This window comes from Mesorhizobium australicum WSM2073 (genome assembly GCF_000230995.2).
Classification (GTDB): domain Bacteria; phylum Pseudomonadota; class Alphaproteobacteria; order Rhizobiales; family Rhizobiaceae; genus Mesorhizobium; species Mesorhizobium australicum.
Map to the genome: position 1 here is coordinate 4,072,122 of NC_019973.1, position 17,802 is coordinate 4,089,923.

Annotated in this window: 19 protein-coding genes; 13 read left to right on the forward strand and 6 right to left on the reverse strand. The window is 62.0% G+C overall.

The window, feature by feature from the left end; genetic code table 11:
- The first annotated feature begins 153 nt into the window (after nucleotides 1-153).
- From MESAU_RS19500 to MESAU_RS19510, 3 genes are all read left to right on the forward strand, one after another.
- Complete coding sequence (locus MESAU_RS19500; protein WP_015317762.1) at nucleotides 154-1,557, forward strand: L-serine ammonia-lyase; 1,404 nt, start codon at nucleotides 154-156, stop codon at nucleotides 1,555-1,557.
- Nucleotides 1,558-1,633: 76 nt separating this feature from the next.
- Nucleotides 1,634-2,071, forward strand: a complete 438-nt coding sequence (locus MESAU_RS19505) for a DUF1489 family protein (RefSeq protein ID WP_015317763.1) — start codon at nucleotides 1,634-1,636, stop codon at nucleotides 2,069-2,071.
- Between the two features lie 273 nt (nucleotides 2,072-2,344).
- Nucleotides 2,345-3,046, forward strand: a complete 702-nt coding sequence (locus tag MESAU_RS19510; RefSeq protein ID WP_015317764.1) for a DnaJ domain-containing protein — start codon at nucleotides 2,345-2,347, stop codon at nucleotides 3,044-3,046.
- Nucleotides 3,047-3,092: 46 nt separating this feature from the next.
- On the opposite strand, the gene MESAU_RS19515 is transcribed toward MESAU_RS19510, so the two are convergent.
- A complete protein-coding gene (locus tag MESAU_RS19515) occupies nucleotides 3,093-4,514 on the reverse strand; it encodes a D-alanyl-D-alanine carboxypeptidase family protein (protein ID WP_015317765.1) in 1,422 nt (473 codons plus the stop codon).
- A gap of 284 nt (nucleotides 4,515-4,798) precedes the next feature.
- On the opposite strand from MESAU_RS19515, the gene MESAU_RS19520 reads away from it, so the two are divergent.
- The 5 genes from MESAU_RS19520 to MESAU_RS19540 all read left to right on the forward strand — a co-directional run bounded on the left by MESAU_RS19520 (nucleotide 4,799) and on the right by MESAU_RS19540 (nucleotide 9,952).
- Complete coding sequence (locus MESAU_RS19520; protein WP_015317766.1) at nucleotides 4,799-5,128, forward strand: phasin family protein; 330 nt, start codon at nucleotides 4,799-4,801, stop codon at nucleotides 5,126-5,128.
- Between the two features lie 279 nt (nucleotides 5,129-5,407).
- The gene (clpS, locus tag MESAU_RS19525; RefSeq protein WP_010909565.1) at nucleotides 5,408-5,737 is read left to right on the forward strand and encodes an ATP-dependent Clp protease adapter ClpS; all 330 of its coding nucleotides are present in this window, start codon (nucleotides 5,408-5,410) and stop codon (nucleotides 5,735-5,737) included.
- Nucleotides 5,738-5,743: 6 nt separating this feature from the next.
- On the forward strand, nucleotides 5,744-8,212 hold the full coding sequence (gene clpA, locus MESAU_RS19530) for an ATP-dependent Clp protease ATP-binding subunit ClpA (RefSeq protein WP_015317768.1): 2,469 nt from the start codon (nucleotides 5,744-5,746) through the stop codon (nucleotides 8,210-8,212).
- A 61-nt stretch (nucleotides 8,213-8,273) separates the two neighbouring features.
- The gene (locus MESAU_RS19535) at nucleotides 8,274-8,909 is read left to right on the forward strand and encodes a chloramphenicol phosphotransferase CPT family protein (protein WP_015317769.1); all 636 of its coding nucleotides are present in this window, start codon (nucleotides 8,274-8,276) and stop codon (nucleotides 8,907-8,909) included.
- A gap of 92 nt (nucleotides 8,910-9,001) precedes the next feature.
- Nucleotides 9,002-9,952 carry a phosphatase PAP2 family protein gene (locus MESAU_RS19540; RefSeq protein ID WP_015317770.1) on the forward strand — a complete coding sequence of 317 codons (951 nt, stop codon included), beginning with the start codon at nucleotides 9,002-9,004 and terminating at the stop codon, nucleotides 9,950-9,952.
- On the opposite strand, the gene MESAU_RS19545 is transcribed toward MESAU_RS19540, so the two are convergent.
- The 4 genes from MESAU_RS19545 to MESAU_RS19560 form a co-directional block, all read right to left on the reverse strand.
- Nucleotides 9,944-10,378, reverse strand: a complete 435-nt coding sequence (locus MESAU_RS19545; RefSeq protein ID WP_015317771.1) for an HIT family protein — start codon at nucleotides 10,376-10,378, stop codon at nucleotides 9,944-9,946. The genes MESAU_RS19540 and MESAU_RS19545 overlap by 9 nt on opposite strands.
- Nucleotides 10,379-10,456: 78 nt before the next feature.
- The gene (locus MESAU_RS19550) at nucleotides 10,457-11,677 is read right to left on the reverse strand and encodes a GNAT family N-acetyltransferase (protein WP_015317772.1); all 1,221 of its coding nucleotides are present in this window, start codon (nucleotides 11,675-11,677) and stop codon (nucleotides 10,457-10,459) included.
- A gap of 55 nt (nucleotides 11,678-11,732) precedes the next feature.
- Nucleotides 11,733-12,461, reverse strand: coding sequence for a glycerophosphodiester phosphodiesterase (locus MESAU_RS19555; protein ID WP_015317773.1), 729 nt, complete (start codon nucleotides 12,459-12,461; stop codon nucleotides 11,733-11,735).
- A 14-nt stretch (nucleotides 12,462-12,475) separates the two neighbouring features.
- The gene (locus MESAU_RS19560; protein ID WP_015317774.1) at nucleotides 12,476-12,940 is read right to left on the reverse strand and encodes a RidA family protein; all 465 of its coding nucleotides are present in this window, start codon (nucleotides 12,938-12,940) and stop codon (nucleotides 12,476-12,478) included.
- Nucleotides 12,941-13,078: 138 nt separating this feature from the next.
- Between MESAU_RS19560 and MESAU_RS19565 the strand changes: the two genes are divergently transcribed.
- The 5 genes from MESAU_RS19565 to tsf all read left to right on the forward strand — a co-directional run bounded on the left by MESAU_RS19565 (nucleotide 13,079) and on the right by tsf (nucleotide 16,821).
- Nucleotides 13,079-13,909 carry a cell envelope integrity EipB family protein gene (locus MESAU_RS19565; protein ID WP_015317775.1) on the forward strand — a complete coding sequence of 277 codons (831 nt, stop codon included), beginning with the start codon at nucleotides 13,079-13,081 and terminating at the stop codon, nucleotides 13,907-13,909.
- Between the two features lie 36 nt (nucleotides 13,910-13,945).
- On the forward strand, nucleotides 13,946-14,224 hold the full coding sequence (locus tag MESAU_RS19570; protein WP_015317776.1) for a DUF4031 domain-containing protein: 279 nt from the start codon (nucleotides 13,946-13,948) through the stop codon (nucleotides 14,222-14,224).
- Nucleotides 14,221-14,832 (forward strand): LysE family translocator, encoded by a 612-nt coding sequence (locus MESAU_RS19575; protein ID WP_015317777.1) that lies wholly within the window; start codon nucleotides 14,221-14,223, stop codon nucleotides 14,830-14,832. The genes MESAU_RS19570 and MESAU_RS19575 overlap by 4 nt, the downstream gene beginning before the upstream one ends.
- Before the next feature lie 177 nt (nucleotides 14,833-15,009).
- On the forward strand, nucleotides 15,010-15,792 hold the full coding sequence (rpsB, locus tag MESAU_RS19580) for a 30S ribosomal protein S2 (protein ID WP_015317778.1): 783 nt from the start codon (nucleotides 15,010-15,012) through the stop codon (nucleotides 15,790-15,792).
- Between the two features lie 108 nt (nucleotides 15,793-15,900).
- Complete coding sequence (tsf, locus tag MESAU_RS19585; RefSeq protein ID WP_015317779.1) at nucleotides 15,901-16,821, forward strand: translation elongation factor Ts; 921 nt, start codon at nucleotides 15,901-15,903, stop codon at nucleotides 16,819-16,821.
- Nucleotides 16,822-16,825: 4 nt separating this feature from the next.
- Here tsf and MESAU_RS19590 read toward each other — a convergent pair whose 3' ends face one another.
- The gene (locus MESAU_RS19590; protein WP_015317780.1) at nucleotides 16,826-17,770 is read right to left on the reverse strand and encodes a LysR family transcriptional regulator; all 945 of its coding nucleotides are present in this window, start codon (nucleotides 17,768-17,770) and stop codon (nucleotides 16,826-16,828) included.
- Between the last annotated feature and the right edge of the window lie 32 nt (nucleotides 17,771-17,802).

A 17,802-nucleotide genomic window follows, 5' to 3' on the forward strand; every position in this document is an offset into this window, starting at 1 on the left:
GCCCGGTTGCTTCGATGACCTTGCACGGCGCGTTGCACTCGATGTCGCTGCCGGAGCAAACAAGGTCGGCAGGTGCTGCGCCGCGATTGTCAAAAGAGCGGAAACATCCCGGGAATTCCTATATGTAGTCCTCGACGTGACCCAGGAGACAGCGTGTTCCTTTCGGTTTTCGACCTGTTCAAGATCGGCATCGGCCCCTCGAGCTCGCACACGATGGGACCGATGACGGCTGCGCGCCGCTTCCTCGACGAGGTCGCGAGCGACGACTGGCCGCGTCCCGCCGGCGCCAAGGTCGACCGCATCGGCGCCAGCCTGCATGGCTCGCTCGCCTATACCGGCATCGGCCATGGCAGCGACCGTGCCGTCATTCTCGGCCTTGCCGGCCAGACGCCACAAACGGTCGACCCCGACCGAGCCGACGACATTGTCAGCCGCATCACCGCCGACAAGCTGGTTTCACCGCCCGGCCACCCCTCCTACCATTTCGATCCGGCCACCGATCTGGTGCTGGACCGCAAGACGCCGCTCACCGGTCATGCCAACGGCATGGCATTCTACGCTTACGACGCCGGCGGCCGGTTGCTGCTCAAACGCATCTACTATTCGATCGGCGGCGGCTTCGTGGTTTCGGAAGAAGAGCTGCAACGGATGAAGTCGAAGGGCTCGGTCACAACCGAGGGCAAGAAAGTGCCGTATCCCTTCAAGAATGCGGTCGAGATGCTGAAGATGGCGGCCAGGAGCGGCCTTTCCATTGCCGAAATGAAGCGCGTCAACGAGGAGACGCAGATGTCGCGCGAGGCGCTCGACACCGGCCTCGACGCCATCTGGGACGCCATGAAGGGCTGCATCGACCGCGGCCTGTCGCAGGACGGCATCATGCCGGGCGGGCTCAAGGTGCGCCGCCGCGCCAGGCAACTCCATGACAAGCTGCAGGAGCAGTGGCAGCAGAACCGGCCGAACCCGCTGCTCGCCAATGACTGGCTGTCGATCTATGCGATGGCGGTCAACGAGGAGAATGCGGCGGGCGGGCGTGTCGTCACCGCGCCGACCAATGGTGCCGCGGGCACACTGCCGGCGGTGCTGCGCTACTGGCTGCATTTCCATCCCGAGGCCGACCAGCCGAGCATTCGCGACTTCCTGCTGACGGCAGCGGCGGTCGGCGGCATCATCAAGTCCAATGCGTCGATATCGGGCGCCGAGGTCGGCTGCCAGGGCGAGGTCGGTTCCGCCTCGGCGATGGCTGCGGCCGGCCTGTGCGCGGTCATGGGCGGCACGCCCGAGCAGGTTGAGAATGCTGCCGAAATCGCGCTCGAACATCATCTCGGCATGACTTGCGACCCGGTCGGCGGGTTGGTCCAGGTGCCCTGCATCGAGCGCAACGCATTGGGTGCCGTCAAGGCGGTGACGGCCGCGTCACTGGCCATCAAAGGCGACGGCGTGCATTTCGTGCCGCTCGATGCAGCGATCGAGACGATGCGCCAGACCGGCCTCGACATGAACGAGAAGTACAAGGAAACCAGCCTTGGCGGCCTGGCGGTCAATGTCGTCGAGTGTTGAGGGCTGGCCCAAGCCGGCACTGTGGAGAAGTCCGTCAGGCCGTTGACGTCTCGGCGCTCCGGACTAACCTTGGGCGATGCCTCTCAATCTCCTAAAGCTTTGCGTCGGTTGCGACAGTGTCGAGGATCTCGAAGAGTGGATCGCCTTCCGCCTTGACGAGCGCCGCCGTGCCGGCGAACCAGCCGAACACTGGCACACCACCCGCATGATGCCGACACGTGGCGACGAGGTCACCGATGGCGGTTCGCTCTACTGGGTGATCAAGGGCAGCGTGCAGTGCCGCCAGTTGATCACGGAAATCCGGCCGTTTACCGATGACGACGGCATCGGCCGCTGCCATTTGATGCTCGACCCCGAGGTGGTGCGCACCGACTGGCAGCCGCGCCGCGCCTTCCAGGGCTGGCGTTACCTGAAGCCGGCGGACGCCCCGGCCGACCTCGGCAAGGGCAAGGCGGGATTGGTCGAGATGCCGCCGAAACTCAGGCGCGAGCTGGCCGATCTCGGTCTGCTCTAAGGCTTGAGTGAAGGATTGCCTGCTGCCGCGCCCGCGTTTTCTGGCCCTCAATCTTGCCCCGCGCTGGACTTGCAAGCGACGCGACGACGCCACATCTTGAAATCCATGCGCGATGAAGAACTGTCGACACAGGCCGCTGCGCTTTGGAGGATCAGTTCGCATGATGGTCCTCCTTCCGGCCCGGGTTAAAGGCCATGATTCTGGCGCAGGAAAAGTGTTGAAGGACATCACGCGGCTGTCCGAGCGGACAGGACCCCTGCGGGGCGGTGCGAAATGTTAGGCGCAATTATCATTGTGGTCGCGTTGTTGCTGGTGCTGCTAGGGGTAGCCACCGCATTTCTCCGCGCGGATCCGGCGCAACTCGCAAGCGGAATGAGAAAATTGGGACCGATCCTGCTGGCGCTGGTGGGTGGCGCCGTGCTCCTGGTCGGGCGCCAAGGCATCGGCGGCATCATCCTGTTCGTGGCAATCGCCTGGTACGGCGCCACGCATACGGGCGGGCCAAAGGCCAGACCGGGTGCTGGAAAACGCTCAATGGTGCGGACGGCGGCACTCGAGATGGAACTCGATCACAATACTGGCGGCCTGGAAGGACTGGTTCTGGCCGGCCGCCACGATGGCAAGATGCTTGGCTCGATGACCCTTGCGCAATTGCAGCATCTCTACCGTGAACTCTCCGGCGATCCGGAGAGCCGGCAGTTGCTAGAGACGTATCTTGACGGCAGATTTCCCGTCTGGCGCAAATACGCTGAGACGAACGGTGGCGAAGGGCTGGGTGTTGCGCCAGGTCCGGGCGCCATGACTAAGGAGGAGGCCTACAAGGTCCTTGGTCTTGAAGCGGGGGCCGCCGCGGCGGATGTCCGCAAGGCGCACCGCCGCCTGATGCAGCGCCTGCACCCCGATGTCGGCGGCACGTCTTTCCTGGCGGCGCGGATTAACGAAGCCAAGGACGTCTTGCTCTCCAATCACAACTAGTCTCCTTCGACGCAAAAATTTTCCGGGAGATATCTTCCACGCAGTCCTATTGCTGGACGGCGTAGCACTCGATTTTCTTCTTCTTCAAAGCGGTGCAGGCCTTCCAGGCGGCATCCTTGGACCCAAAGCCGCCGAAGCGAGCGCGGTAGTAGGTGGCGCCGTCCTTGTCGAAAGCGACGGTGAAGCCGGAAGCGTCGGCCAGCACCTTGGGAGCCTGCTTGATGGTCTTGTCGAGGAAAGCCTGGGCTTCGGACTGTTTCGGCGAGGAGGCAACCTGGATGGCCCAGCCTGACGGAACCGACGCGGTGCTGACCGGATCAACGGCCGGGGTGGGCTCGGCATAGGCGGCCACGACCTGGGCGGTGGCGACCTTGGGAGCGGAGACGATGACCGTCTTTACCTTCTTTGCCGGGACAACCAGCTTGGGTGCCTCCGCCTCGGCTGTATCCTCGTCCTCGCTGTCGCCCTGGGCAATGGTCGCGTCGTCGGCGACGGCCGTATCGGCTTCCGCCACGGCCACCGGCTTTTCGTCCGGGGTCGGCGCGTCATGCTTGGGCAGGAGAACCTTTGCAAGTGCGCTGATGGGGTTGCTGTCCGCCTTGGCAACGAGGTCGCCGCCACCGCGGGTCGAGGCCCTCGGCAGATAGGTGTTGATCAGGCCTGCCATCTGGTTGTCTCGGCTGCCGCCCGATGTGCCGCCCATGACAACGGCGACCAGGCGGCGGTTGCCGTCATTAACGGACGAGACGAGATTGAAGCCGGAGGCGCGGGTATAGCCGGTCTTGATGCCGTCGACGCCCTTGATGCGTCCGAGCAGACGGTTATGGCCATTGATGCGCTGGCGACCGTAGAGAAAGGATCGCTGCGCGAAATAGCCGTAGTACTGGGGAAAATGTTCCCTGAGCGCAATGCCGAGCGTGGCCATGTCGCGCGCGGTGGTGAACTGTCCCGGATCCGGCAGGCCGTTGGCGTTGCGGAAGACCGTGCCGTTCATGCCGAGCTGCCGCGCCTTGGCCGTCATCATGCGGGCGAAGTTGGTTTCGTTGCCGCCGAGCATTTCGCCGAGCGCGGTCGCCGAGTCGTTGGCCGACTTCGTCACGATCGACAGGATCGCGGTCTCGACCGCCACCGATCCACCAGGCTTCACGCCGAGCTTGGTCGGCGCCTCGGCTGACGCATGTGCCGAAAACACGACTGGCGAGTTTCTGCTGATCTTGCCCTTCGCCATCGCTTCGAAGGTCAGATAGAGCGTCATCATCTTGGTCAGCGAAGCGGGATAGCGCCGGCCATCGGCATTAGCCGAGTACAGCACCTTGCCGGTTTTGGCATCGACGACGATGGCCGCGGATTTCGCCGCGAGCGACGAGGCGACGTCCGCGACGACGAAGGTCATCGCCATGGCGAGGATCATGATCGTTTTAAGAGGGAACGCGGATTTGGAAACGAAGCCCGACAACGCCTGACGCACTGGTAGTTCCTTTGAATTTCTCGTTGCGCTGGAGGCGGCAAAGGGATCCTGCCTCACTTCTGGCCAAGCTAGCGGAGCAGCGTTACCAATCCGTTTATGGTAACCGCCGCGTTCACCATTTTCTGGGGGTTTGAGCCTTCCTTTATTCGAATTTTAGCCATTGCCGCTGCCCGCGGGGTCGCGAGCCCCCGACTTCTTGACTTTTGTGCGCTGCACAATATATATTATGCATTGCACAACGGCGCTCGGGGCAGGGCGCGTCAACCGTCCAGGGAGAGTACGAAATGACCCAGACCTATGAGGACTTCAGCAAATATGGCAAGGAGTTCGCCGACACCGGATTGAAGAGCTTCGCCTCCTTGTCCAAGGGCGCGCAGGCGATCGCCACCGAGGCCGGCGAATACACCAAGAAGAGCTTCGAAGCCGGCAGCGTCGCGTGCGAGAAGCTGTTCTCGGCCAAGTCGCTGGACAAGGCGATCGAGATTCAATCCGACTATGCCAAGCAGTCCTACGAGGCGTTCGTCGCCGAGGCTACCAAGATAGGCGACCTCTATGCCGAACTCGCCAAGGAGGCCTACAAGCCGTTCGAATCGATCGTTGCCAAGGCAAAGTAATTTTTCGCCCGTGAATTGAAAATCCGGCCCTTTGGGCGCGGGACAAAACCCGACCGCGGAAACGCGGCCGGGTTTTTTCATGCCCAAATTCCGATCCGCGACAGCGTAGGGCTTCACGATTGCGAAAAACCGCCAGGTTGGTCACCTAGCCATATTGTCAGCTAACCAGAAGGGCTTAAAATCGTCCATCGAACACCTACATGTTGAACTCGCATGAGGATTCGAAAGAGGCAGGATTACGTGACGATCGGTTTGACTGCCACGAGACAAGTGGCGCGGATGCAAAACGGCGGCGGCGACGGCAATGAGGCCGGCCGCGGGACGGCCGTCATCACGCGCACCAAAACCAAAACCAAGAAGCCCAGCCTTTACCGGGTCCTCATCCTCAACGACGACTACACTCCGATGGAGTTCGTGGTTCACGTGCTGGAGCGTTTTTTCCAGAAGGACCGCGAAGCCGCCACACGCATCATGCTTCATGTTCACAATCATGGAGTGGGCGAGTGCGGGGTCTATACATTCGAGGTGGCCGAGACCAAAGTGTCTCAGGTCATGGATTTCGCCCGACAGAATCAGCATCCGCTGCAATGCGTGATGGAGAAGAAGTGAGGTAACATGCCGGCTTTCTCCCAAGGCCTGGAAAAGGCGCTTCACCAGGCGCTGACGCTCGCCAATGAGCGGCACCATGAATATGCAACCCTTGAACATCTGCTGCTCGCGCTCATCGACGACACCGAGGCGGCCGCCGTCATGCGCGCCTGCAACGTCGATCTCGACGAGCTGAAGCATACCGTTCTCACCTATATCGATACCGAGCTCGACAATCTGGTTACCGGCTACGACGAGGACTCCAAGCCGACCGCCGGCTTCCAGCGCGTCATCCAGCGCGCGGTGATCCATGTGCAGTCATCGGGTCGCGAGGAAGTGTCGGGGGCCAACGTGCTGGTGGCGATCTTCGCCGAGCGCGAAAGCCATGCCGCTTATTTCCTGCAGGAACAGCAGATGACCCGCTACGACGCGGTCAACTACATCTCGCATGGCATCGCCAAGCGTCCGGGCGCGTCGGAGAGCCGCAGCCCGCGCGGTGCCGATGACGAGCAGGGCGGCCCGAACGGCGCCGAGCCACAGGAGGAGGGCGGCAAGAAGAAGCAGCAGCAGGACGCGCTGACCGCTTATTGCGTCAACCTCAACAACAAGGCCAAGGCCGGCAAGATCGATCCGCTGATCGGCCGCGAAGGCGAGATCAACCGCACCATCCAGGTGCTGTGCCGCCGTTCCAAGAACAACCCGCTCTATGTCGGTGACCCCGGCGTCGGCAAGACGGCGATCGCCGAAGGGCTGGCCAAGCGCATTGTCGAGGGCGACGTGCCGGAAGTGCTGCACAATGCCACCATCTTCGCGCTCGACATGGGCACGCTGTTGGCCGGCACGCGCTATCGTGGCGATTTCGAGGAACGGCTGAAGCAGGTCGTCAAGGAACTCGAGGATTATCCGGGTGCCGTGCTGTTCATCGACGAGATCCATACGGTGATCGGCGCCGGCGCCACTTCGGGCGGCGCCATGGATGCGTCGAACCTGTTGAAGCCGGCGCTGTCTTCCGGTGCGATCCGCTGCATCGGTTCGACCACCTACAAGGAGTTCCGCCAATTCTTCGAGAAGGACCGTGCCTTGGTGCGGCGCTTCCAGAAGATCGACGTCAATGAGCCGACCGTCGAGGACGCCATCGAGATCATGAAGGGCCTGAAGCCCTATTATGAGGAATTTCACAAGGTGAAGTTCACCAACGAGGCGATCAAGGCCTCGGTGGAACTGTCGGCGCGCTACATCAACGACCGCAAGCTGCCGGACAAGGCGATCGACGTGATCGACGAGACCGGCGCCTCGCAGATGCTGGTGCCGGAAGCCAAGCGCAAGAAGACGATCGGCATCAAGGAGATCGAAGCGACGATCGCCACCATGGCGCGTATTCCGCCGAAGACGGTTTCGGCCGATGACGAGAAGGTGCTGCAGGGCCTGGACATTGAGCTCAAGCGCGTCGTCTACGGCCAGGACACCGCCATTACGGCGCTGACCTCGGCGATCAAGCTGGCACGGGCCGGCCTGCGCGAACCGGAAAAGCCGATCGGCTCGTACCTGTTCTCGGGCCCGACCGGCGTCGGCAAGACGGAGGTCGCCAAGCAGTTGGCCGCCTCGCTCGGCGTCGAACTGATCCGCTTCGACATGTCGGAATATATGGAACGCCACACCGTCTCGCGGCTGATCGGCGCGCCTCCCGGCTATGTCGGTTTCGACCAGGGCGGCCTTTTGACCGACGGTGTCGACCAGCATCCGCACTGCGTGCTGCTGCTGGACGAGGTCGAGAAGGCGCATCCGGACCTGTTCAACATCCTGTTGCAGGTGATGGACCACGGCAAGCTGACCGACCATAATGGCAAGCAGATCGACTTCCGCAATGTCATCCTGATCATGACCACCAACGCGGGCGCATCCGATGCGCAGCGCGCGGCGATCGGTTTCGGTTCGACCAAGCGCGAAGGCGACGATGTCGAGGCGATCAACCGGCTGTTCACGCCGGAATTCCGCAACCGTCTCGATGCAATCATCCCGTTCGGCTCGCTTCCGGTGCCGGTGATCCATCAGGTGGTGCAGAAGTTCGTCATGCAGCTGGAAGCTCAGCTCTCCGAGCGCGGCGTCACCTTCGACCTGTCGCCGGACGCGATCGCCTGGCTTGCCGACAAGGGTTATGACGAACGCATGGGCGCGCGTCCACTTGGCCGCGTCATCCAGGAGCACATCAAGAAGCCGTTGGCCGACGAGGTGCTGTTCGGCAAGCTGAAGAAGGGCGGCACGGTGCGCGTCACCGTCGAGAAGAAGGAAACCGGCGAGACCGGCCTGAAGCTCGAATCGCTCGCCGACGAGGCGCCGGTGAAGCCGAAGAAGGAAGAGCCCGAAGACGCGCCGAAGCCGCCCAAGGCGGTGGCCAAGAAGTCCGCGGCAAAGAAGGCCGTGGCGCAGAAGCCGGAGCCGAAGGGCAAGGATGGCGGCAAGCGCAGCCTTGTGCCGCAACTGCCCAGAAAAGGCTGAACAGTCACCCCCTCGAAAAGCCCCGGCAACGGGGCTTTTTTCGTTGGAGAAGAGGCGATCCATGGTCGGGCAAATCATCATCCTGAACGGCGCGCCGCGATCGGGAAAATCAAGCACCGTCCAGGCCATTCAGGAGCATTTCGATGGCGTCTGGATGAATCTCGGCGTGGATGTTTTCGAGCAGGCCACGCCGCCACGATGCCGGCCTGGAATAGGACTGCGGCCGGGCGGCGAGCGTCCGGACCTCGATGGCCTTGTGCCGGAATTATACGCCGCTCTCTACGAGTCGATCGCCGCCCACAGCCGGCTGGGACTGAACGTCGTGGCGGATGTTGGTCACCACGACGCCTATTCGAAGCCCTTTGATTGCCTTGCCGACTGTGCTCGTCGTCTCGTCGGCCTTCCGGTACTATTTGTGGGTGTTCGCTGCCCGATCGGAATCATCATGCAGAGGCGTGCCGCCACTGCGACGGCGAGGGGGTATGTGACCGGCTCGCCTGACGATCCCGTGCCGTTGCCGGTGCGCCTGTGGCAAGAGGAGGTGCACCGGCCAGGCGTATGCGATCTGGAAGTCGACACGTCGCTGCTGACGCCTGCACAATGCGCGGATGCGATCCGCAAACGGCTGCGGCAACATGCAGAGCATCCGACGGCGTTTGAGAAGCTTTCGGCTGTCTCCACGACCAAACCATTCTGATCACGCGTCCTGGCGGGCGATGGGAATGGATTTCAGCCGGCTGACGGTTGTGTTTTCATTCTGAATTAACGACCTTCGTGCAGATTTGACGAATGGTTCTCCTCCCTGCAGAACGCACGATATTGGCGGCTACCCTGGCGCTGGTGGCGGTTTGCCTTTTTCTTGTTTGGGAGAAAGGAACCGTCGTCTCGCTCGACGGATATATTCCTTCTGTTTATTTTGCCGTTCTCTTGATAATCATCGGCCAGGTCTACCGTCGGGTCCGCAAGGCGGAGCGCATTGCCCTCACCACACACATTCTGGCGCTGTTCATCGCCTATTCCGTGCCTGCCGCCCTTTTCAACATACTGTTGCTGCCGCGGCCATCGGAGCCGATCGACGCCATGCTTGTCCGGATGGATTCGTGGCTGGGATATTCCTGGCCGGGCTTTTGCGCCTGGATTGCGCAATATCCCCGCCTCTCGGATTTGCTTCGGCAAATCTACAACCTGACGCTGGCCCAGTTGCTGTTCACGTTTCTCTTCCTCGGCATGGCGAACGACCGGCGCCGCCTGCATGCGGCCGCATTGGGGACAGTAATAGCATCACTGGCGACCATATTCTGCTGGGCGCTGTTCCCGTCCGCCGGCGCCGCCGGCTACTGGACGCTGGCGCCGGAGGTGGACCGTATTGTCCGGCCGGTCGTAAGCTCGGCTTATGGCACGGAATTGAATCGCCTGTTCGCCGAGGGCGTACCGGATGTTTCCAGCCTGAAAGTAACCGGTCTCATTGGGTTTCCTTCGTTTCATACCGTCATGGCGCTGATTTCGCTGATCGCGATCTGGCCCTACAGGCCGATGCGTTTTGCATTGATCCTGATCAGTGCCGCCTTGTTGCCTGCGATCCTCATCCAAGGCGGGCACAATCTGATGGATGTGTTCGGTGGAACGACGATCACGCTGATATCCTGGCGGCTCGGGTTAATGGTTTTCGATACGCAACTGCGCAATCTCCGCGGAAGTCCGCAGGTGCTGGCAACCGCTGAAAGCCAGGCGTCAGGATAACGCCAACGCCGCTTTTATCCGGCGGGCGTTCTCAGCCAGCACCTCAGGCTTCTCTATTTCGCCCGAATGCGGCTTCAGCGGGATGCCATCGAAACGCGGAATGACGTGGACGTGGAGGTGATAGACAGTCTGCCCCGAAGCAGGCTCGTTGAATTGAATGATGGTGACACCGTCGGCGTCGAAGGCTTTTTTGACCGCTCGGGCCACTTTCTGAACAACCGTGAAAAGCGGGCCGAAGGTCAACGGATCGGCGTCGAGCAAGTTGCGCGACGGCGCTTTCGGCACCACCAGCGTATGGCCGGGTCCTTGCGGCATCACATCCATGAAAGCCACGACGGCTTCGTCCTCGTAAACGCGATGCGAGGGGATCTCTCCGCGCAGGATCTTTGCGAAGATGTTGTCGGTATCATAGGCGGCCTCAATCATGGCAAACGCTCCGAAGTGTGCCTTGCCGTCCGGTGTAGCGAAGCGACCTGCGAGCAGCAAGGCGAAGCTGCGGTGCGATCAATCGAGGTCGCCAATATCCTTGCGGAACGGGGTATGTTCTTCCAGATATTCACCCATCCGCTCTACCTCGCGCCGTTCGCGCCGGAGATAGTCGGCCACAGCGTTGCGCAGGCCAGGATGGGAAATGTAGTGGGCGGAATGCATGGTCACCGGCCGGTAGCCGCGCGCCAGCTTGTGTTCGCCTTGCGCGCCTGCCTCGACCACCTTCAGCTTGCGTTGGATGGCGAAGTCGATGGCCTGGTGATAGCAAACCTCGAAATGCAGGTAGGGGTGATCCTCGATGCAGCCCCAGTTGCGGCCGTAGAGCGCGTCGGAGCCGATGAAGTTGATGGCGCCGGCAATATAGCGCCCGTCGCGCCTGGCCATCACCAGCAGGATGTCGTCCGCCATGCGTTCGCCGATCAACGAGAAGAACTGGCGGTTCAGGTAGGGGCGGCCCCATTTGCGGCTGCCGGTGTCCATATAGAAGGCGAAGAAGTCGTCCCAGGCCTTTTCGGTCAGGTCCTTTCCGGTCAGCCAGTCGATCGAGATGCCATCGGCCAGCGCCTCGCGCCGTTCCTTCTTCATCGCCTTGCGTTTGCGTGAGGCAAGCGTGGCGAGAAAGTCGTCATAGGTTGAAAAGCCTTCGTTGAAGAAATGGAATTGCTGGTCGGTGCGATGCAGGAAGCCCGCGGCTTCCAGCGTCGCGACGTCGCTCTCCTGCACGAAGGTGACATGCGCAGAGGAGACGCCGAGCTTGTCGGCCACCATTTTGAGACCGGCCGCAAGCCCAGCCTTCACCGCATCCTGATCCTCGCCTTTGCCGACCAGCAGGCGAGGGCCGGTGACGGGGGTGAACGGCACGGCACTTTGCAGTTTTGGATAGTAACGGCCGCCGGCGCGCTCGAAGGCATCCGACCAGCCGTGATCGAACACGTATTCGCCCTGGCTGTGCGACTTGAGATAACAGGGAACGGCGCCGAGGAGCCTGCCTTGCGCGGTCTCCAGCCGCAGGTGATGACCTTGCCAGCCGGTGCGCCGCACCGCACAGCCGGAATCCTCCAGAGCGCTCAAAAAAGCGAATGAAACGAGCGGGTTGTACCCGGCCTCCGTGTCGCCACGCGTGGTTCCGGAAAAGCCGTTCCATTCGTCGCAGGTAAAGGCACCGATGCCGGCGGCGATGCGGATCGAATAGTCCGCATTCGCCATTTGCCCGTCGCCGTCATCACCCTGATCCATGAGGCTTATTTAAGCTCCATTCGGGCCGCTACAAGTCACGTTTCGGGCACCCTGCTCAGGCGACTTCGACCAGGTCCGGTTCGAACCCTTCGAACGTCATCTGGTCGGCGTATCTAAAGGTCAGGTCGATCGCGGGCTGATCATGCACCGTCCAGGTGATGACAGGCATTTTGAGCTTTTCGCGCACGAAGCTGACAAACGGGTTCGGCAGATCGCCGGCGGCATAGGAGGTAAAGGCGAGTTCGTGCGCCAGCATGGCGAAATGTGCTTCGATCAGCTTGGCGTCCTTGCCATAGGCGGTCAATCCAGCCGGGATGCCGGGCGCGTGTTTGGGGAAATCGCGGATCAGCCAGTGATCGAATGACATGATCGCCGCCTTGCCCTTGTAGCGCTTGAGCATCTTGCCGACGCGCGCCACCAGGCCTTCGTCGCGACCGGGAGTTCCTTTCAGTTCGACGACCATGGGCACGCGACCATCGACGAGGTCGAGCGCTTCCTGCAACGTCGGCACGTGATCCGCCGTGCCGCCAACCTTGAGCGCGGTAAGTTCGGCCGCGCTGCGTTGCCAGACGAAACCGTCCTGCCCGGTCAGCCGTTGCAAATCGTCGTCATGGATCACGACGGGGATGCCGTCCGACGACAGATGCACGTCGCATTCGATCGCGTAGCCGCGTTCGGCCGCGGCAGCGAAGGCGGAAAGCGTGTTTTCCCAGCGCGTCTTGTTCATGTCGTGAAAGCCGCGATGGGCAACCGGCCGGGCCGTCAGCCAGGAGAGGTCGGTCATGTCAGCACCTACACTCATTCGACTTCGAAGATCGCTTCGATTTCCACTGCGGCATTAAGCGGCAAGGAGGCGGTGCCGACGGCCGAGCGCGCGTGCTTGCCGCTTTCGCCGAGCGCGGCAACCAGGAAATCGGAGGCGCCGTTGGCGACCAGATGCTGCTCGACGAAGTCGGGGGCAGAGGCCACGAAGACGGTGATCTTCACCAGGCGACGGATCTTCTCGAGGTCGCCAAGTGCCGCCTTGGCTTGCGCCAGGATGTTGATGGCGCAGTATTTCGCCGCGTCCTTGCCGCTTGCCGTGTCGACGTCGCGGCCGAGCAGGCCGCTTGCCTGCAGCTTGCCGTCCTTGAGCGGCAACTGACCAGCGGTGAACAGCAGGTTGCCGGTCCTGCAATAGGGCACGTAGTTGGCGGCGGGTGCGGCGGCGACGGGAAGCGTCACGCCGAGATCACTTAGCCGCTTTTCGATTGTTTCACTCATTGCTTTTCCCTATTGCTGGAAGGCGCTGCGCTGGCCGGGCCGAAATTGCTATTTTTGCCTCGCTTCCGCCACGACTTTTTTTAAGCTGGACCATCTTTCCCTGCGGCCTGCCATCAGCCGCGACGATCGGAGTACCTCATGCGCGCGACGCGCCTTGCATTCCACGCCGTTCTGTTGTCGGCGCTTTTGCCAACAGGCGCCGCTGTCGCCGCACCGGCGCTGCAGGCGCATCGCGCCGTCTATGATCTCACGCTCAAGAAGGCGGATGATCGGTCCGGCATCACCGGCATCACCGGCCGCATGGTCTACGAGTTCAATGGCTCGGCCTGCGAAGGCTATACGGTGAAATTCCGTTTCGTCACCCAGATCGCCACCAACGACAACACGAAGCTGACCGACCAGCAGACGACGACTTTCGAGGATGCCGAAGGCAAGACCTTTTCGTTCGTGACGAAATCCTTTGTCGACCAGAACCTCGACAAGGAGGTCAAGGGTATGGCCACGAAAGACGCGAAGGGCCTCAAGGTCGACATCGACAAGCCGGAGAAGAACAGTCTCGAACTCGCCGCCACCCAGTTTCCGACCCAGCATCTGGTCGAGCTGATCGGCAAGGCCGAAAAAGGCGAAAACTTCTATCAGACCAACCTGTTCGACGGCTCGGAAGACGCCAACAAGGTGATGACGACCACCGTTGTCGTCGGCAAGAAGAGCGAGGCCGACAAGGCCGATCCGGAAGCGCCGGCATTGGCGAAGCTTGCCACCGACAAATACTGGCCGGTCGACATCGCCTATTTCGACGACAGCGCCCAGAACGGCGAGGAAGTGCCGGAATATCGGATCAGCTTCAAGCTGCACGAGAACGGCATCACCCGTGATCTCGTCATGGACTATGGCGACTTCTCGATGACCGGCAAGCTGGTCAACCTGTCGCTGTTCGACCAGACAAAGCCTTGCCCAGTATCGAAATAGCAGGGTCGGGCAATTGAGCTGGCCGTGGCGGGCTTGATGGCAGTCTATGTCGATGCGGCGATCTGGAAATGGGCCGGCCATCTCTGGTGCCATCTCCTGGCCGACAACACCGACGAGTTGCATCGCTTTGCGGCGGAACTCGGCATCAAGCGCTCATCTTACCAAGGCCCGCCCAAGACATCCGCTCCGCATTATGACATAACCGGCTTCGAGCGCGACCGTGCGGTGCGGCTCGGCGCCATCGAGTGCAGCCGCGAGCAGATCGTCGCCATCTTCCGGCGCGTGCGGGTGCCCAACGGAAAATCCAAGCGATGACACCAACGGCATTCCTGGCATATTGCGCCGCCGTGACGCTCGCCGCCGCCACGCCGGGGCCGGCGATGTTCGCGGTCATCACCAACGGTGTGTCGCGTGGGTTCCTGCGGGCCTTCATGGCCGGCCTTGGGGTCGCCGCCGGCGATGCCGTGCTCGTCACTCTGGCGCTGCTGGGGCTGGTGGCTCTGGCTCAGACCTTCGAATGGATCTTCCTCCTGTTGAAATATGCCGGCGCCGCCTATCTGATCTTTCTCGGCGTCAGGATGTGGCGGGCCTCGGTCGCGCAATCGAATGAGCCGCGGACGGGGCAGGCGAAATTGTCCCGATCCTTTCTGCTCGGCGCGTCCATAGCGCTCGGAAACCCGAAGGCGATCCTGTTCCATGCCTCGATCATGCCGCTGATTCTCGACCTCGACACGATGACCTTTTTCGATGGCCTGCTGGTGGTGGCGACCGTCATCAGCGTCAATATCGTGACGATGGGGGTCTATGCCGCGCTCGCGGGCCGGGCTTCGGGCTGGTTCAGGACACCCAGGCGCATGCGGCTGATGAACAGGTTCGCCGGCAGCGCCATGATCGGCACCGGAGCGCTGATTGCCGCACGCTAGGCGTTAAAGCGCCGCCCCGCTTGCGTTTGTCGGACTTCCCCTCTATATGCGCGCTCATTCCACACACGGACTTTGGTGTCTGCCCGGGAGAAATCCGGCTGAGACCTCCGGTGGCGTTCGAGGACCTCGGTCCAAAAATGCCTGTGTCCGTGGAGGCTAACCGGAAAGGAACTTAGAATGGCACTGCCTGATTTCAGCATGCGCCAGCTTTTGGAAGCTGGCATTCACTTCGGCCACCAGACCCACCGCTGGAACCCGAAGATGGCGTCCTACATCTACGGCGCCCGCAACAACATCCACATCATCGACCTCTCGCAGACGGTGCCTTTGCTGCACCAGGCGCTGAAGCAGGTTTCCGACACCGTCGCCAAGGGCGGCCGCGTGCTGTTCGTCGGCACCAAGCGCCAGGCGTCGGACATCGTTGCCGATGCGGCACAGCGTTCGGCCCAGTACTACGTCAACTCGCGTTGGCTCGGCGGCATGCTGACCAACTGGAAGACGATCTCGAACTCGATCCAGCGCCTGCGCAAGCTCGACGAGATGCTGGCCGGCGAAGCGCAAGGGTTGACCAAGAAGGAACGCCTGAACCTCGATCGCGAGCGCGAGAAGCTCGACAAGGCGCTCGGCGGTATCAAGGACATGGGCTCGACGCCCGACCTGATGTTCGTGATCGACACCAACAAGGAGGCGATCGCCATCCTCGAGGCCAAGCGCCTGGGCATCCCGGTCGTCGCCATCATCGATTCGAACTGCGATCCGGACAAGATCGATTTCCCGATCCCCGGCAATGACGACGCGGCCCGCGCCATCCAGCTTTATTGCGATCTGATCGCCAAGGCCGCCATCGACGGCATCGCCCGTCAGCAGGGCGCGCTCGGCATGGATATCGGCGCTTCGGTCGAAGCTCCGGTCGAACCGGCGCTCGATCCGGCTCCGGCGTCGGAAGCCCCCGAGGCTTGATAATCGAAGGCCGGTTGCGGCCTTCATCTTTCTCATATTTTGGTACGCTAAACAGACGCACCATCGAATACCGATGGTGCGTCGGTGCATTTAAACAAAGAGGCGACAATGAGCATTTCGGCTGCACAGGTCAAAGAACTCCGCGACTTGACCGGCGCGGGCATGATGGACTGCAAGGCGGCGTTGAACGAGACCAACGGCAACTTGGAAGAGGCCGTTGACTGGCTGCGCAAGAAGGGTATCTCCAAGGCCGACAAGAAGGCTGGCCGTACGGCAGCCGAAGGCCTGATCGGCGTCGACAACGGTGTGCGTGAAGCTGCCGTGGTCGAGGTGAATTCCGAGACCGACTTCGTCGCCCGCAATGCCGCCTTCCAGGAAATCGTCGCCAACGTCGCCAAGGTGGCGCTTGCCTATGGCACGACCGAAGCGGTCGCCGCCGCCAAATATCCGGGCTCCGACAAGTCGGTCACCGACACCATCAAGGACGCGGTCGGCACTATCGGCGAGAATATGGGCTTCCGCCGCTCGGCCAAGCTCACCGTTCCGCATGGTGCGGTTGCGACCTATGTGCACAACGCTGTTGCCGATGGTCTCGGCAAGCTCGGTGTGCTGGTCGCGATCGAGACCACGGGCAACGAGCATGCCGCCAATGCCTTTGGCCGCCAGGTCGCGATGCATGTCGCCGCCACCAACCCGATGGCGCTGACCGCCGAGCAGATCGATCCGGCCGCGGTCGAGCGTGAGAAGGCAATCTTCTCCGACCAGGCGCGCCAGTCCGGCAAGCCGGAAGCCATCATCGAGAAGATGGTCGAGGGTCGCCTGCGCAAATTCTATGAGGAAGTCGTGCTCCTGAAGCAGGCCTTCGTGCTCAATCCCGACATCACCGTCGAGAAGGCGCTGCAGGATGCCGAAAAGGAAATCGGCGCGCCGGCCAAGATCACGGCCTATTTGCGCTTCGCCCTTGGCGAGGGCATCGAGAAGGAAGAGACGGATTTCGCCGCGGAAGTCGCGGCGGCGGTCAAGAAGTAACTTCTTACCGGTCCATTTCGCCTGTGTTTTTTCGGCCGGACATCCGCTGGGATGCCCGGCCGATTTCGTTCGCGGTGTCGATAAAGGCCCTGAGTTTGGGCGCCATCGCCGCGCGACGCGGAAAGTAGAGGAAAAGGCCGGGTTCCTCGATCGCCGATTGCGGCAGAACCTGCACCAGGCGACCGGCCGCGAGATCGGCGCGCGCCAGCGGCTCGAACATGTAGGCAAGGCCCACTCCGGCGAGAGCCAGGTCGATTGCCGCAAGCGAATCCGTCACGATGGCCGTACCGCTGGTTTCCATGACCACGTCCTTGCCGTCCCAGGTCAAATCCCAGCGATAGAGGGCACCGGAGCGAACGAGACGGTATCCGATGCAATTGTGGTTCGCGAGATCGGCCACGCTGCGCGGACGGCCATGTTGCCCGATATAGGCGGGCGAGGCGACGATAACGGCTTTGAAGGGCTGCGTCAGTCGGATGGCCACCATGTCCTGGGCGATCATCTCGCCGAGCCGGATGCCGGCGTCAAAACCTTCGCCGACGATGTCGACCAACCCTTGATCAGCAAAAATCTCGACCGTGATGTCGGGATATCGCTCGGCCATCGCCGCCACGACCGGCGTCACCGCCAACGGCATTGCGATGTTGGAGGCGTTGATCCTGAGCAGCCCGGACGGCCTACCCTTGACGCTGCGGATACGATCCATCCGCTCGGCGATATCCTGAAGGGCAGGGGCCGCCGTTTCCACCAGCGCCTTGCCCGCCTCGGTGAGCGAAACGCTGCGCGTCGTGCGCGCAAACAGCGGCTGGCCGATCCGCTCCTCGACGAGGCGCACTGCATGGCTGACCGCCGAAGGGCTCATGCCCAGTTCGGCCGCGGCAAGGGCAAAACCGCCGCGCCGGGCGACCGCAATGATGACAGGCAGATGGCTGAGCAGATCCCGGTCCATTCGTGAACAGTATCGCATAGTCTTTACGGACA